This is a genomic window from Gordonia alkaliphila, assembly GCF_023017165.1.
GTDB lineage: Bacteria > Actinomycetota > Actinomycetes > Mycobacteriales > Mycobacteriaceae > Gordonia > Gordonia alkaliphila.
Genome location: NZ_JALKBW010000002.1, coordinates 198,774 through 213,428, shown reverse-complemented (window position 1 = coordinate 213,428; position 14,655 = coordinate 198,774). Strand labels below are relative to the sequence as shown.

16 protein-coding genes and 2 pseudogenes are annotated in these 14,655 nt (G+C 63.7%); 8 read left to right on the top strand and 10 right to left on the bottom strand.

Going from position 1 to position 14,655, the window contains the following annotated elements; genetic code table 11:
- Positions 1–181, top strand: a 181-nt coding sequence (locus tag MUG78_RS18030; RefSeq protein WP_246997699.1) for a hypothetical protein, incomplete at its 5' end; no start/stop codon positions are given.
- Positions 182–576: 395 nt separating this feature from the next.
- Here the strand turns inward: MUG78_RS18030 and MUG78_RS18025 are convergent.
- The 6 genes from MUG78_RS18025 to MUG78_RS18000 form a co-directional block, all read right to left on the bottom strand.
- A complete protein-coding gene (locus MUG78_RS18025) occupies positions 577–918 on the bottom strand; it encodes a hypothetical protein (protein WP_246997697.1) in 342 nt (113 codons plus the stop codon).
- Between the two features lie 348 nt (positions 919–1,266).
- Positions 1,267–1,755, bottom strand: a complete 489-nt coding sequence (locus tag MUG78_RS18020; RefSeq protein WP_246997695.1) for a hypothetical protein — start codon at positions 1,753–1,755, stop codon at positions 1,267–1,269.
- Positions 1,756–2,247: 492 nt separating this feature from the next.
- Positions 2,248–2,385, bottom strand: coding sequence for a hypothetical protein (locus MUG78_RS18015; RefSeq protein WP_246997693.1), 138 nt, complete (start codon positions 2,383–2,385; stop codon positions 2,248–2,250).
- A 194-nt stretch (positions 2,386–2,579) separates the two neighbouring features.
- Positions 2,580–2,897 carry a hypothetical protein gene (locus MUG78_RS18010; protein ID WP_246997691.1) on the bottom strand — a complete coding sequence of 106 codons (318 nt, stop codon included), beginning with the start codon at positions 2,895–2,897 and terminating at the stop codon, positions 2,580–2,582.
- A gap of 46 nt (positions 2,898–2,943) precedes the next feature.
- Entirely contained in the window at positions 2,944–3,189 is a 246-nt protein-coding gene (locus MUG78_RS18005) for a hypothetical protein (protein WP_246997689.1), read from the bottom strand.
- A gap of 172 nt (positions 3,190–3,361) precedes the next feature.
- Positions 3,362–3,703 carry a hypothetical protein gene (locus tag MUG78_RS18000; protein ID WP_246997687.1) on the bottom strand — a complete coding sequence of 114 codons (342 nt, stop codon included), beginning with the start codon at positions 3,701–3,703 and terminating at the stop codon, positions 3,362–3,364.
- An 847-nt stretch (positions 3,704–4,550) separates the two neighbouring features.
- On the opposite strand from MUG78_RS18000, the pseudogene MUG78_RS17995 reads away from it, so the two are divergent.
- Positions 4,551–4,769, top strand: a pseudogene (locus MUG78_RS17995) (transposase); the annotation flags it as partial.
- A 403-nt stretch (positions 4,770–5,172) separates the two neighbouring features.
- On the opposite strand, the gene MUG78_RS17990 reads toward MUG78_RS17995, so the two are convergent.
- A complete protein-coding gene (locus MUG78_RS17990) occupies positions 5,173–5,355 on the bottom strand; it encodes a hypothetical protein (protein ID WP_246997685.1) in 183 nt (60 codons plus the stop codon).
- 124 nt (positions 5,356–5,479) lie between these two features.
- Here MUG78_RS17990 and MUG78_RS18505 point away from each other — a divergent pair.
- Both MUG78_RS18505 and MUG78_RS17975 read left to right on the top strand, forming a co-directional pair.
- Positions 5,480–5,812 (top strand): annotated as a pseudogene (locus tag MUG78_RS18505) (transposase); the annotation flags it as partial.
- A 529-nt stretch (positions 5,813–6,341) separates the two neighbouring features.
- Positions 6,342–7,364: a hypothetical protein gene (locus MUG78_RS17975; RefSeq protein ID WP_246997683.1), complete on the top strand. Its 1,023-nt coding sequence runs from the start codon at positions 6,342–6,344 to the stop codon at positions 7,362–7,364.
- 170 nt (positions 7,365–7,534) lie between these two features.
- On the opposite strand, the gene MUG78_RS18205 is transcribed toward MUG78_RS17975, so the two are convergent.
- Positions 7,535–7,663 (bottom strand): hypothetical protein, encoded by a 129-nt coding sequence (locus tag MUG78_RS18205; RefSeq protein WP_281500424.1) that lies wholly within the window; start codon positions 7,661–7,663, stop codon positions 7,535–7,537.
- An 18-nt stretch (positions 7,664–7,681) separates the two neighbouring features.
- On the opposite strand from MUG78_RS18205, the gene MUG78_RS17970 reads away from it, so the two are divergent.
- Both MUG78_RS17970 and MUG78_RS17965 read left to right on the top strand, forming a co-directional pair.
- Positions 7,682–8,440, top strand: coding sequence for an HNH endonuclease signature motif containing protein (locus MUG78_RS17970; RefSeq protein ID WP_246997681.1), 759 nt, complete (start codon positions 7,682–7,684; stop codon positions 8,438–8,440).
- Between the two features lie 165 nt (positions 8,441–8,605).
- Positions 8,606–9,373, top strand: a complete 768-nt coding sequence (locus tag MUG78_RS17965) for a hypothetical protein (protein ID WP_246997679.1) — start codon at positions 8,606–8,608, stop codon at positions 9,371–9,373.
- 34 nt (positions 9,374–9,407) lie between these two features.
- Here the strand turns inward: MUG78_RS17965 and MUG78_RS17960 are convergent, their stop codons facing one another.
- Positions 9,408–10,265 carry a hypothetical protein gene (locus MUG78_RS17960; RefSeq protein WP_246997677.1) on the bottom strand — a complete coding sequence of 286 codons (858 nt, stop codon included), beginning with the start codon at positions 10,263–10,265 and terminating at the stop codon, positions 9,408–9,410.
- 182 nt (positions 10,266–10,447) lie between these two features.
- On the opposite strand from MUG78_RS17960, the gene MUG78_RS17955 reads away from it, so the two are divergent.
- Both MUG78_RS17955 and MUG78_RS17950 read left to right on the top strand, forming a co-directional pair.
- Positions 10,448–11,569 carry a DNA methyltransferase gene (locus tag MUG78_RS17955; RefSeq protein WP_246997675.1) on the top strand — a complete coding sequence of 374 codons (1,122 nt, stop codon included), beginning with the start codon at positions 10,448–10,450 and terminating at the stop codon, positions 11,567–11,569.
- An 18-nt stretch (positions 11,570–11,587) separates the two neighbouring features.
- Complete coding sequence (locus tag MUG78_RS17950; protein ID WP_246997673.1) at positions 11,588–12,571, top strand: hypothetical protein; 984 nt, start codon at positions 11,588–11,590, stop codon at positions 12,569–12,571.
- 641 nt (positions 12,572–13,212) lie between these two features.
- Here the strand turns inward: MUG78_RS17950 and MUG78_RS17945 are convergent.
- The gene (locus tag MUG78_RS17945) at positions 13,213–14,466 is read right to left on the bottom strand and encodes an IS256 family transposase (RefSeq protein WP_246997701.1); all 1,254 of its coding nucleotides are present in this window, start codon (positions 14,464–14,466) and stop codon (positions 13,213–13,215) included.
- Between the last annotated feature and the right edge of the window lie 189 nt (positions 14,467–14,655).

The following is a 14,655-nucleotide window of genomic DNA, read 5'->3' as shown; positions in this document are numbered from 1 at the left end:
AAGCGCCTCCGTGGTGGTGGGGTTGAGCAGCCCGCTGAACATCGCCCTGCGGGCGATTCTGAACCCGAAAACACCCCGTTCCGGGTTCACGAACCAGCCCTACCGCGCCCCTGTTATAGGCGCCGCAAGCGGCTCCAATAACCCAAAACAACCCGGCGCAAGCGCCGGGAATAAGCCCTGAACAATCCCCAATAAATGCGGTAAACACACGCACCGAATGGGAGCTCTTCATGCCTCTAATGCTACCCCATAAACGGCGCATTAAGAACTCGCAGAAGGCCCGTCCGGGCGCCGATAAACTGCCCCACACCACCCAATCGCCAGGCAGCTACCGCCCCCGGAGCTACATCCGTTTTCCGCGGAAAACACCACCCGCAAACCTTCACCGCAGCCGACGACAGTACGCCTACGCCCGACCTCTGCCCACGTGCCGCCAGTGCGCCGGACCCCTCCGTGCCTCCGCTGCAATCCGAGTTCGTCGTCCCTACCGCCGCCCCACAACGTCGGCACACATGATAGTGATTCGCCTCCACCGTGAACGATGGAGCGCTCTCACCCCAACAGGGGTAGATCGCATCAGCTCTCACTGCACAGAACTACCACCGCGGGGAACACGTCGGCGCGGGGGCGCTCCCCGCTAGAGACATGCTGCGCGGACTTGAAAACATCGACCCCCTGCGGGTCTCCTGCGAATGTGTCGACTCGGGCCAGTCCCTCGACTACGGAAACCGATCGGACCCCGTAGTCACCAACGGGCTCGTCGATCCCCTCGAACACAACCGGCATAGCAGGGTCGAGAGCACCTAGTTCAGCCACTAAGTCACCGACAGTCAGCGTCCGACTACTACGGTCGGCGGCGAGCCACTCTTGACGGCCAGCCTCGACAGCGCATTCGCCATTGGCGATGGAATCGCTCATCAGATCATCCTCCATGGTTCGTGCTACCTACCTTATTCAATATGTGGACTAGACGCGCGCGGCCGGATACGTGGCAAACAAGGCCCTCGGACTTCCCGCCGAACGACTCTTCGAATCGCGGCACCGCCGCTCTCGTAACACGAACCAGACCCTAGAACTCCGCAACCTGGCACGAAGTCCGTCGGCACGACGCCCGCGTACCGGAGGCCCCCCAGCGGGCAGGATGTCCGCACGGAACCCCGAGTGCGCCAGACCGCAGATCGAATCGAGCCCGTTACCGTCGCTGCTATCTAGAGCGACCCACCCGGCCGGCACTGCGACAGTCGAGGCTCACCAGACGAACACCGGTCAAATGCGGTTCCACAGGTATGGACTGTTGAATGTGCCCGGATCGCAGATATTAATCATCGTCGCCCAGAACGGCCAAATGACCACATCGTGCGCCAGCCCGAAGGTGAGCGACGAGTTCACCGGCAGAGAGAGCGACACTTCGAATCCCGGCTCGTCGCCAACTCCACCGTCTTCGATTTCGATCGTATCGAGGACCTCCGCCGAAATCGATGTCTCCGCCGCAAGGATCGCCTTGATCGCGGCCTTGGCTCGATCGAGCGCAGAGGCCGTGAGCCACCCGTCCACGAGGTCCTTCTCAGCGATGTGCTTGCACTCGTTGGCAAACGCAAGGCTCTCGCAGAATATGATCTCGTGATAGTCACGGTCAGTGTCTGCGGTCACAATGTATGCGCGGGGATCGTCCATTCCGACGTCGTCAAGCTGGAGTCGATCCAGTCCGAAAAGATCGGCGAGGGGTTTGTCCCAGTATTGGTTGATGTTGATCATGCAGTTCTACCGTTCTTCTTCATGGAGCCCACCGCCAGGCCCTCTTGACGCCAGTCATCTGGTCAGCACTGGGCGAGGATATGTCCAGCGTTGGCGCTCACACTGCCGGCACTCCTGGCAATCGATCCCGACTACTTCACACCGCGCCCCACGCGCGAGTACTTCGAGACCACGTTCTTCACCCACCCCGACGGACACACCCGCCGGCTGATCTGGAGTAAAACTTCTGGCATGCGGGAAACGTGCATTCTCACCCCCGTACTATCGATCGTCATCAACCCACGCCGCCAAAGTGTCCACGTTCCCGCGTAGCCGCAGCACCGCTGCGTACCGCGGGCCGACGACAGTTCCGTCTGCAATGGCCGCGGCCTGATCCGCAACCACCCGCGCCAGCTCCTCCACCTGAGCCTCCGTCGCCTCCACTAGACTTCACTCCATTCGCGATTCATTCCCGTGCAACCTTCTTCACTTCAGAGGCCACCTTCTGGCCCGTTACAGCAGGCTGCGAATCTCGGCGCGCAGGGCCTCCACGCGGCCCGCCCAGTAGACGATGCCCTTCATGTCCACCAGCCCGGACTCATGTTCCAGCAGCCATGCGACATTGTGCTTGGCGGTAGCTAGTTCGACCATCTTTTCCTCCACGGTCATTCCTTTCCTTGTGCTCCTGAATCCGGTTCGGACTCGTGCCCTGGCGCGGAGTCGAACCGCACCCCTCCTCCAAGCAGGGCGACTTGCTGGGGACGCCGTGACGATTCAACCGGGGCAGAGCCGCCTTGCGGTGACCGCCACCCGGGGGGGCAGCTCACGCGGAAGGCCCCCGCATTTCACCGCCTCTCGGCGAGGAATTCGTCGATCACAGCATTGATCTCTTCTTCGGTCGCTGACGCAGGGTGTGCGATAATTACCATGGTCAGGGTTTTCGGGATATTGATCGGATCGTTGTACCACCATCCGATGGTGCCGGATGTCTTCATTTTCCGCCACGGTAGGAATAGTTCCCATCCGCGTTGTGAGGCCATGATGTCGACGCCAGCCTGCCGTTTGGCTCGATCGATGTCAGGGTACGTACCATTCGACAGGAACTTCTGTACTTCCTGACCCTCTTCGAAAGCACCAATGCTGTAGGTGAATTCCTTGCTCACTTCTTCTTCCTTCCAGGTTGTCTGTGGGCGCGGTGATACAGCCGCGCTATCGGCCGTAGGGGAAGCGTTGGTCGTCCGGCAGGTCATCACCTTGCCGATCGCAGCAGAATCCGAACCATGCTTCGTCGTCGGTATCGGGGTCTCGGCGGACGATGACGTCAGCCTGGCGGCCGCAGGAGCCGCAGTGCGCGACGTGCGAAGGCGACACATAAGTCTTGACGAAGGGGCCGGACTCGTCTGTCCCCTCCTCATCGGGAATTCCTGCACCAATGTAGATCGGTTCGCTGCTCATTCTTGGTCTCCTTCGTGATTGCGGTGACGGCAGGATATCGAGCACTCCGGACAGCCCTCTTTCGTACTCCGACGCCGTCTCCCGAACTGGAGAGTGGACGTCAGGGACTAGCCTGTGCTCCTCAGAGCACTGTCGGGCGTTTTTGCGTCTTCTCGTGTGAGCGCAGTGTGGCCTAGTTCTGCTCTTGCCACGCCTGCCAGAGCATGTCCGTTCCAGAGCGCAGGCCTTCGTCGTGTCCCCAGCTTTTGAGCGCGACAGACTTCCCGTTGGTGGTGATCCAGGCAGCGAAGATACTGATCCCGAAGTCAGCGCGAAGATCCGCCGCCAGCTCCGCGTGCCCGCGATCGCTGAGCATATTCAGGTTCACCGTCACATACCCCTCCCACCCGGCGTCGCCCGGCTGCCCGCCGCGGGAGGCACTCAGGCCTTCTGTGTAATCGGAGTTGGAGACGTCCTGGCTGGTGAGCCACGCGGCCTCCGCAAGATCGTTCTCATACGTGAGCGTCGGCGCCATTCCCAGGATCCTCTCGCTTGATCAATATGTTGGATCGACCGTAGCGAACGCCCCGGACAGCGTTGGGGCGCCGTCCATGCAGGCACTGGGGCAATGGAGCCGGAACTCCCGTCGGCGCCGCCTGCCACAGGCCTCGCGTGCCGCGCGGCGACAGGTACCAAAAGGACGCCCCGCGGCCCTCGATCGGCCCAGTGTGAGGCGCCCTCGCCCTCCCGCCTGAATCTACGCTTCTGCCCGCGCGCCCGGGCCGACCCGAAGATGTCGGCAATTCTCGGTACTGTGAGAACTATCCCGACCCTCATAACTTTGACAAGGATAAGCCCGCAGTATGCCCACCCACCGAGCCGTCCCCGCCCCCCACAACCAGCATGTGCTCGGAAAAGATGTCCCCCGCGAAGACACCCAACGACTAGTCGGCATCGTCGATGCTCCCTCCGACTGTGACCACCCGGATGACGCTGGCTGGGGCAACACCTACTTCAGCCTCCGGCTACTCCCTCTGGAGGAAATCAGGCTCTTCGGATCTAAGAGTGCGTAGGTGAGGTTCGGGACGAGCGCGGGCGACCACAAGATGTAGGCGGGCCCTGGGTGTGATCATGGAAGTTCCTACACACCCTCGACGCACACCACAGGACCCATGGCTGAGCTTACTTCCGATGTTGCCGACACGATCTGCCGAACCGTCGAGTTGGGCGTGACGATCACCGGTGCGGCCGTCGGCGCCGATGACCGGACCCACATTTTCTGCGAGGTCCTCGACCCCGATCGACGCTGCCCGGACTGCAATATTGCAGGTCAACCACGCGATCGGGTCGTACGGGTCCTGACCGACACGCCCGCCGCCGGCCTGACCGAGCTCGCTCAACTCGGACGAAGCCTATAGAACAGGCGCGCCGACATCCTCGCCTACTTCGACACCGGCGTCTCCAACGGACCCGTCGAAGCCATCAACGGACGCCTCGAACACCTCCGAGGCATCGCCCAAGGCTTCCGCAACCTCGACCACTACATCTTGCGGTCCCTACTGCACTCCGGTCAGCTCGCCGAAAGGGTCAACGCACTCTGAAATACGAAGAGCCGGAAATCATCGGAGACACCGGCGACTGCCACGAAGGCACCCACGGCGCACATTGCTACAGCGCCGCCCGATACCTCCACAATTCCGCCGGCCACGATATCGGCGAACCCGAGTGGAACACTCCCCCCCGGCCATGAGTCAGCGACGAACTTCACCACGGACGACCAGCAATACGTTGAGTCCCTCACCAAAAACGCCGACCAGCTCCCCCCGCTGCTACTCGTCCCCACCTCGGACGGTAGCTCGCTAGGAATGTGGGGTGGAGGCCACCGAACTGCCGCATGGGCAGACGCAGGAATGGAATACATTCCTTGCTGGGTCCCCGACTAGCTAGTGTGTCACCGCCACGACGGAAACCGGCGTTTACGTCGATTCAAGCAGGATGAGCAAATCAGATCTCATCTGCGGTGTTGATGACTGCCCTGAGCACGAAGGTACGGCTGGATCCCTGCGGCCGGCAGGTGATCTGAATCTCCCCCGCCGAATCGTCGAGCACCGACACCTCCGTCAGCGCGTTCTTATTCAGCGCAGCTGCAATCTGGGAAGTCGTCATTCCAGAATTACCGATGGTCATGTGAACCCCATACTTCTTCTTCTATTCGAACCTTACCCCGCCCGTGCAGCTATCGGCGGTGTCATAGCGTCGTAGCAACACTGCAGGCCACCAGGGGTTGCAGGTAGCACGACGGGAGACCCGGGTGGGGCTTGGACGGATGATGCTGACGGTGGCGGATCGAACGGAGATCGCCGTCGGCAGACGGGCGGGGATGACGGTCACCGCGATCGCCGAGCAGATCGGCCGGGACAAGTCGATCGTGTCGCGAGAGATCAAACGCAACGCCACCAAAGCCGGCACCTATCGCGTCATACACGCCGACAAGCAAGCGAAGGCACGACGAGCCCGCCCACAGACCAGAACGATCGACACCGACTCGGTACTCGCCGAACGAGTACGATCCGACCTGCGCGCATCGCGGACACCCAGACAGATCGCTGGCCGATTGAAACTCGAGTCCGAAGACTCCACAGTGGGCCGATCAGATGCTCGAACGGCACCGGGGCCGAGTTGATGCGCACTCCGTAGACGCCATGGGCGGACGAGTACTCCGGGCCTTCGCCAGTGAGCGGGAGCAGATGCATTTGGGTCCACTCGTCCAGGTCCTCGCCGTCGGCGGGTGCGGGTAGGGTAACGCGCTCCGTCCGAGCGAAACGCTGGCCGAGTTCCGGGTAGCTATTGGCGATCGCAACGCTGACGGTGGCGGTGTCGGCCACGGTACGAAGCAGCAGCCGGCCCAGGACTTCAGCGGGACCGGGCGCCAGGCTCAGCAATCCCAAACCGTCGGTGAGGATCGTGATCAACGGTTCGCCGGCCGCGACGTCGTCGTGGCGGGTGACGACGATCCTGGCGCCATCGCGCGTCGCGGTACTGGTGAAGGGTGCGGGTACGGACATGAAGAACGGGCCTCCTCGATCGGTGTCGAGGATGTCCTCAACCGACGGCTGTGCCGTCGGTTGAGTCAGCGCTGCGGAGCCTGACGGCCCGCATGGGATGATGCCCCGATGATCGAACGGACGGTCGACTTCGAACGCCTCCGCTACATGCGTTGCGGAACTTGCTCTCATGAGTGGGAGGTCGACACCGAGTGGCTCGATCGCTTCGATACGGGCGACGAGCCGTGCCCGGAGTGCGGGACTGACTGCACCAGCGAGAACTGCCCGAACTTCTGGGTGCGGCCGCAGGACCCGGTTCACGACGACAGCACGGTCCGCGACCTGTACTGGTATCACTCGTCGACGCACGCAGTCTGGCCCGACAGGGACTTCGACCCCACGGCGCAGCTCACCGACGACACCAAAAAGATGATGGAGCACGACGGACTGTTTCCCGGAGCCGTCGAGCGCTGGGCGGCACGGCAGAGGTCCAAGGCGCTCCACGTCGGCACCTACGAGGCGGCGATCGAGAACATGCTCCGAAGGATGACCGACCAGAGCGACGCGGGGAGCCAGTTCTACCTCCACCGTGTTCAGCTCCGCACCGACTGCGTCATCGAACCGGGTATCCACAGGGAGCCGACCGACTTCGTCGGTGATGCACAACTGGCGGGCAAGTGCGGCCCCGGCGTCAACGCGCTCCGTTACGTCAACGTCCACGAAGATCCGTCCAACGTGTCGCTCGCCATCGAGATCGATGCGGTCTGGCGGGTCCAGACGATCCCGATTCCCTTGGCGGTCGACGCTGACGACTCCGAGCTGAGCGCTGCCACAGAGAGACTGCTCGCCGAAGCGGGGAAACCCGCGGTGGAGGAGCCGCCGGAGGACGGAGACGATCAGATCGAACAGCTGTTTCGTCGCCACCGCGTACCGGTGACGCCGCTCGCGGCCGAAGCCGGGGCGCTCCGAGAAGAGGTCGCTGACCGACTGCCATCGATGCGACGGGCGCGATTCAACGTCGAGTTCGATGAAGCCGGGTACGCCGCTGCCCCGAGCGCGTTCCCCGCCAAGCTCATTGGCCTTGCACGACTCATCGACAATCCCCGAGCGGTCATCGACGCCCTCGCCGAGCAGCCGTGGCGGTACGTGTAGCCACCCCGCTAGCGGGGCAGGGAGAACGGTTGCGGACGCGCAATCGATCTACTCGCGCCGGCTGCACCGAAACCCAACCCTTCGACAGGGTCGCGAAGACCATGGGCCGCGCCGCTGCGTGAAGTACACGCACCCCCGCACCGGACTCGGTGCGGGGGTGCTGGTGAGGGTCAGGCAGTCAGGGCCGCGCGATCCAGCGCGTCCCGGGCCCACTCGCTGTGGTCGGCGGCGCTGTCGAAGTGCGTCGCGCTCGCGTCGGTGAGCGTGGTGGCCTGCTTGATGCGCCCCTTCGTTGTCATCACGTATAGGTTGCTCGCATGGCAGATGAGGACGACTTCAGCCCAAGAGACGCAGGCGCCATCAAGTTCGGCTGGTGGAAGACCAACGAGCACTTCAGCGCCCCGGGCTCGAAGCCGGAAGCGGTCAGCCGGAGCAGAGACCTGGTCGAGGACGACCTTCGAGAGCGCACCGACGAGTACGGCGGCAGCGTCGGCTGGCCGGTCATCGCTGTCGACTTCGGCCGGGGGTGGCAATACGCCTATCGGGCGCAGACGACCAGGCTCGTCGATGTGCGGGAAGAAAGCCCCGGCCAGCCGTCGAAGTACCAGGGCGTCCGTGACGAGAAGACGTCAAACCGAGGCGGGCTGAGGGAGATGCCGCCGCGCGACGAACTCGACATCACCCCGCGGGACCTGGACGTATCAGGGCTGTTCCCCTCCTCGGTCGACGAGTCAGAATCCGACTTGGCTGCTGCCATCTCGGTGGGAGACGAGATCGAGCGCCGCTACGCCGAGCGGATTGTGAACCAGCGCCTACACCAGCCCGAGATCAGGCGTCTGACGCTCGCGCACTACGGGACGGCCTGTACCTATTGTGGTCAGGACGTCCCGGAGATCGTTGAGGCCGCCCACCTGATCGCAGACTCGGAGGGCGGCGCGGCGAGCGTGGAGAACATGCGGCCGATGTGCCCAAACCACCATCGCGCCTACGACGCGGGGCTGCTGGTCTGGGACGGGGACCGATTCGGGCCAGCCGACGGCGCTCCACCGGTGGGTCCGGCTCCGGGAACGGCATAGATATCGGTCGTCTCGCAGCAGGCCCGGCCACTGCGAGCCGGATCAGTACGGGTCTTGTGAGACAGCCCGGCTTACGTTTACGCCGAACGGACTGGTGGCGCGCGGGTGTCTCGGTAGGCGACCGGCTTGCGGACACTGGACGGTAGCGCATGTGAACATGGACCAGTGATCTGGAACTTGCAAGACAGGATTCGGGCCCACCCAATAGTGTGCCTCGGCACCGCGCTGGCGGCCGGGGGGGTGTGCGGATGGAAGCTCGGCACGTGGTCGACCTGCGGGGAGAAGTGCGGCTTCGACACGGAGTTGTTCGGAGCGATCGGTTCATGGGTTGGCGGCGTAGTCATTGCGGTGGTCGCACTGTGGCTCACCTGGTCCCAGGGGAAGGCCGCAGAGCAGCGCGATGAGGACCGTCGGCAGATGGAGCGGGCTCAGGCCGCGGCGGCACAGGAGCACGAACAGGACCGTCGGCAGATCGAGCAGACAATGCTGTCGATCGCCAGATCGCAGGAGCAATTGGCAAGGAGTCAGGTCGAGGAACGCAGGTGCGCTGAACTCCGGGACGCCCGGGCCAAGGCGATGATGTGCGTGCTCCGCTCGGAGCCGGTGGTCAACAACGGCAAGATCGTGAAGGTGCTCTTCGAGTTCGGAAATGAAATCGGCGAGCCTGTCCATGACGTGAGGGTGTTTCAAATACGCGGCCAGACGTTTCGGGAAGACAAGCTCGTCGCGCCCGGCCGAGTGTGGGGTTTCAAATGGATCGGCGGGACGCTCGACGAGATGCTGGCGACGATGACGGTACAACCAGGGAGCAATGCCCGGCAGATCATCACCAAATCGATGTCTGACGTGGTGTTCGAGTTCACGATTGGCGGCCATCGTTTCGCACGCCAGAATGGCGAAGTGACTCATCTCGGCACAGAGCGACGGCACTGATCGTCGACGCGGTGAGCTTGGCCGTCGAGGCGGTTCAGGAGCCGAGTCTGCGAATCATGTTCGCCAGCAGAATCACCGCGTCGGCGGCGATTCCAGCCTCGGCCCTGGTGGCGGTCTCGCGGCGGTGCTTGACGGCCTGAGCCAGCTCGATTGCCGCACGGGCGAGCTTGCGCAGGTGGGCGTTCTCGGGGCCGACGAGGCCGACCTCGACTACCCGGTCGAGGCGGTCCTTCGTCTTGGCGACCGGCGGCTCGTCCTCACCCGGACTGCCATGCTTGGCGTGGTCGTACGCGGCCTCCGACAGCGCCTCCAAGGTCGAGACGCAGTCGTTGCCAACGTTGGAGTAGTCCTGCTGGGTCGAGGCGGACTCGAAGTGCCGGCGCAACTCAGAGATCTCCTCGTCGACACGCGGCCAGCCCGTGACCTTGCGCGGCGAGATCGCGGTGGCGAGGGTCGAGGAGATGGAGCCGGCCTCGCGCTCATCTAGGACCCTGTGCAGGGGCTCGAAGATCTCGTCGAGGACGTCCCGGCGGGCCTGCCAGCTCCCGGAGCAGTCGTTGCGGATCCAGTAGCTGCGGAAGCTTTTGAAGTCGCGGAAGGGCGGGTCGAACGTTGTGATTCCTAGGCGATTGAGGAGAGCCTTCAGTGTGCGGAGGATGGTGAGCGATTCATCGTCGGTGACGAGATCCTCGCAGTTGGTGCCGTACGACTCGTACTGCTCGTGGACGAACCTGGCCAGCGCGACGGCAGTCTCGACGTCGGGGTAGTCCGGCAGCGGCCCGGCGACGATCGCATCGAGCTTGTCGGTATCGAGCACCTTCTCGACGGTGCCACGCTCCAACGGGTCGACGGCCGGCACCGTCCATTCGGTCCAGAAGTCCCACGGCTTCACGGGATGAAGAGTAGCCGCGAGGTGCGACACTTACCTCCGAGGCTGTGGAGCCTTCTGTGGATCGCGCTGCGGACGAGGGTGCGCAACGTCATGCGCTGCCTCGATGACTAAATGCGTCTGTTCGTCACACCCGCCCCATAGACTCAGCCCCATGAAGGGCGAGCGAACGGATGCGAAGAGCGATGGGTAGGGCTGCACGAACGGCCAAGGCGCGCGAAGAGGTCGACCGCCCAGCGCTGACCGTGGTCAAGGACCACCCGTTCACGCTCCACAAGGGCGACGTGACAGAGGCGTACGCGAGCTGGCCGGCGCCGGACACGATCATCTCCGATGGAGCCTACGGGGTTCGCGGATTCCACGGCGACACGACTGACGCCGAGGGGCTCGTGGAGTGGTACAGGCCGCACATCGACGCGTGGACGGCGGCGTCCCAGCCAGGCACGGCGCTGTGGTTCTGGGGAACCGAGGTCGGTTGGGCGACTGTGCACGCGGAGCTGACAGCACAAGGGTGGGACTACGTCCAGACGATCGTCTGGGACAAGGGCCTGTCGCACATCGCCGGAAACGTCAACGGCAAGACGATCCGCCAGTTCCCGATCGTGACCGAGGTGTGCGTGCTCTATCAGCGCCGCTTCGACGTGCAGACTGACGAGGGGCCGCTTGGTGCGCAGGACTGGCTGCGGCACGAGTGGCAGCGCTCCGGCCTGCCGATGTACCTGTCGAACGAGGCCTGTGGGGTGGCCAACGCGGCCACCCGCAAGTACCTGACCCGCGATTGGCTTTGGTACTGGCCACCGGGCGCTGCGGTGGCGAAGATGGCCGCCTACTGCAACAAGCACGGACTGGAGTCGGGACGGCCGTACTTCTCGCTCGACGGCGAGGCATCGGTGACTGCGGCCCAGTGGGACGCGATGCGCTACCCGTGGACGCACACCCACGGGCTGACCAACGTCTGGAGCCGTCCTCCGCTGCACGACGGAGAGCGTCTGAAGGGCTCGATGCGTCGATCGGCACCGCGTGTCTACAAGCCGACCAGGGCCAGCACCACGCACCTGAACCAGAAGCCGCTGGAGTTCATGGAGCGGCTGGTGCACGCCACGACGCGGCCCGATGACGTGGTGTGGGAGCCGTTCGGCGGTCTGGCCACGGGCTCTGTCGCGGCCGTGGCGTTGGGCCGGAGGGCGTTCGCTGCCGAGCGCGACCCGCACTTTGCCGAGATCGCCCAGGGGCGCTTGGAGGACGCGGCGGCGAACCTGGCCACTGAGGCCGAGATCGAGGTGCTCAAAACTCAGGAGGATTTGTGACTTCGGTGTACGGCGCCGATGCTGGATAACGGGGTGATCCGAGGTCCGATTCCCACGCCGGTTCGAGAGGCACTTCCCGCGGGTCCTCGGGCGGATCTGGTCGAACGCGTCAAGGATGCGCTGGCGGCCTTGCCAGTGCACTTCGCGACGCGGACGTACATTGAGGGATTGGAGGCAGGTGACCTGTTCTCGTTGAACTCGATGCTCGGTGGCAGCATCGAGATCCAGGTGGTCGAGTCGCTGAACAAACTACGAGCCGTTTGGGACCCGGACGAGGAGTGGGCCGAGTACGAGTTCCGTCGGTCAGCGCAGACTTTCCCTGACGTGCGACTGGTGACGGAAAGCCCTTCACGAGTGGCCGCGGGACAGGAGTGCATGCTCGGGATCGAGCTCAAGGGTTGGTACCTGCTCAGCCGTGAAGGCAAGCCTTCGTTCCGATACACGCCGAACCGACTGGCCTGCGACGTCCATGACCTGCTAGTCGTGGTTCCGTGGCGCTTGGACAACGTGCTCGCTGGCGCTCCGATCGTCTACGCGCCATTCGTCGAATCGGCGCGTTTCGCCTCGGACATGCGAACCTACTACTGGACGACGATGCGGCGTGAGAAGGACGAGGCGGCCAGCACTGCGCGGAGCGAGGACTACTACGACGTCCGCCCTCCCAATGAACCGCACCCATATCCAGGGCCGAAGACCAAGATCTCAGACAAGGCCGCGCGCGACAGCGGCGGCAACTTCGGGCGCTCAGCGCGTTCTCGGGGGCTGATGGACGACTACATCTCGACCATGCTGGAGGTCCAGGTCGCCGGTATTCAGGCTCGCCACTGGGTTGGGTTCTTCGAGTCGTACGCCGAGGGCGCTCAGGCCGGCGAGCTGCACGACCGGATCGCCAAGAAGTTGGCTGATTATCGGCGTGAGCAGGGCCTGGAGTCCGAGGAACTCGGCGAGCTGTTGGAGCTATGGGTATCCAAGCTCGCACTTCACGCCGATGGCGACGAATAGCGCCTGATCGAGGGCGGCGGAGTCCGCGGGCGGTCCGCTCGATCTCGATGACAACGAGCTGGAGCTGGACTACACCGCGAGCAGCTCTCTTAGAGGCTCTTGTAATGCAGGACGTCGTAGCCAGATTGACTACGGCGTTCTGTGTCGTGTGGCGCTGTTCAGGCGAGTCGGGCCAGGACGTGCTGGCGGCGCAGTATGTTTTGCCTGTGGACGATTGATCTGAGCAAACCGGCGGGCGATGACGAGAATCACGATCCTGCGGGAGCCGATGACTCTGCCAGTGAGAACGACTTGGGTGGGACGGGCTCACCAACAACTGGGGCTGGCGCACCGAAGCCCGTAGTTTCGGCGGATGCCGTGCGGGAGGGCGTGCTGGCCATCGAAGGGAGTGTGATTGCTGATCTCACCCTCCCGCTGCCTGGAGATTTGAAGGACCTCTCGAAGGCTGCGTCATTGATCAGTGGCATCGTCGAGGATCGGATTCCGGAGATGTTGAACAGTGTCCGGTCGACTACGTGGGACGAGGGCGGGACGCTGGGCGCCTTCGAGTTCCGGCGCTTCACGAGATAGTGCCCCTTGGGGTGGTGGACTTCGGATCGGGCGTAGAGTCACGCGTTCTGATCAACGAGTCGTTGTGAACGCTATGCGATTTGGGCTTGCGCGTCCAGGAGTGCGGCGGCCTTGTCCTTCTCGGCGAGGACCTCGCGTAGCTCGTCCATGGAGACCTCGGACATGTATCTGCGGGTGACTTGCCATTCGTCGTGTGCGTCGATCACGACGGCGGTCGCGAGTCGGAGGAACGCGGCGGGGTTCGGGAAGATCTCCACGACGTCGGCGCGTCGTTTGATTTCCTTGTTCAGTCGCTCGATCGGGTTGTTCGACCAGATTTTCTGCCAGTGCGGCTTCGGGAACGCTGAGAATGCCAGCACGTCGGTTTTCGCGTCCCGCATCATCGCTGCCGCCTTGGGGAACGGCCCGTCGAAGGTGTTGGCGACTTGATCCCATTGCGCGGCAACATCTTTCGCTTCGGTGTGAGCGAAGATAGTCCGCACTCCGGCGGTAACGACGGGCTGCTGTTTCGCCGCGACCGCTCCGTGCAGGTTCCTCATGAAATGGACGCGGCACCGTTGCCACGTGGCACCCGTAAACTGTTGTGCCACAGCGGTTTTCAATCCTGCATGGGCGTCAGAGATGACCAGATGCACCCCGTGCAGCCCACGGGCCTTCAAGCTTGCCAGGAACTCGCGCCAGAACTCGTACGATTCGCTCTGCCCGACAGCGGTACCCAGGACCTCGCGGGTGCCGGTGATCGACACGCCGGTAGCCACTATCAGCGCCTGGGAGACCACGTGCGCGCCGACACGGACCTTGCAGAACGTGGCGTCGCAGAACACATACGGGAACTCGGTGTGGGTCAGTGAACGCTCCCGGAACTCGGCGATCTCAGCGTCGAGACCTGCACAGATCCGGGATACCTCACTCTTGGAGACCCCGGAGTCCACGCCCATGGCCCGCACCAGATCGTCGACACTGCGGGTCGAGATACCCTGCACGTAGGCCTCCATGATCACCGCGTAGAGGGCCTTGTCGATCCGGCGGCGTCGTTCCAGCAGGACCGGGAAGAACGACCCAGCCCGCAGCTTGGGAATCTTCACCCGCACATCACCGGCCGGCGTCGAGATCGTCTTGGGTCGATGCCCGTTTCGGACCGTCGTTCGGTCCGCCGAGCGCTCGTAACGGCCGGCGCCGATCGCCGCTGTCGCCTCGGCCTCGATCAGGGCCTGCAAGCCGGCCCGCAGGATCTCCGGGAGCACTCCGGCAAGACCGAGTTCGTCGGATCGGAGTGTGCCGAGTTCAGTCAGTTGCTCGAGCAGGGCAGAATGGTCGTGGGTCATCGCGTGATTGCCTTTCAGTTGAGTCACTTGTGAGGTAACTCACTGATCATCACGCGATGGCCCACCCCAACGGCGACACCAAGCTCTCCGGCGTGTCCACCGCCCTCAGCGAGCCACCAAACCCCACCACTCCAGGGGACTCACCCCTTCACGATCGGTTTCCCAGACATCCAACTGGTCGAGCGGGCC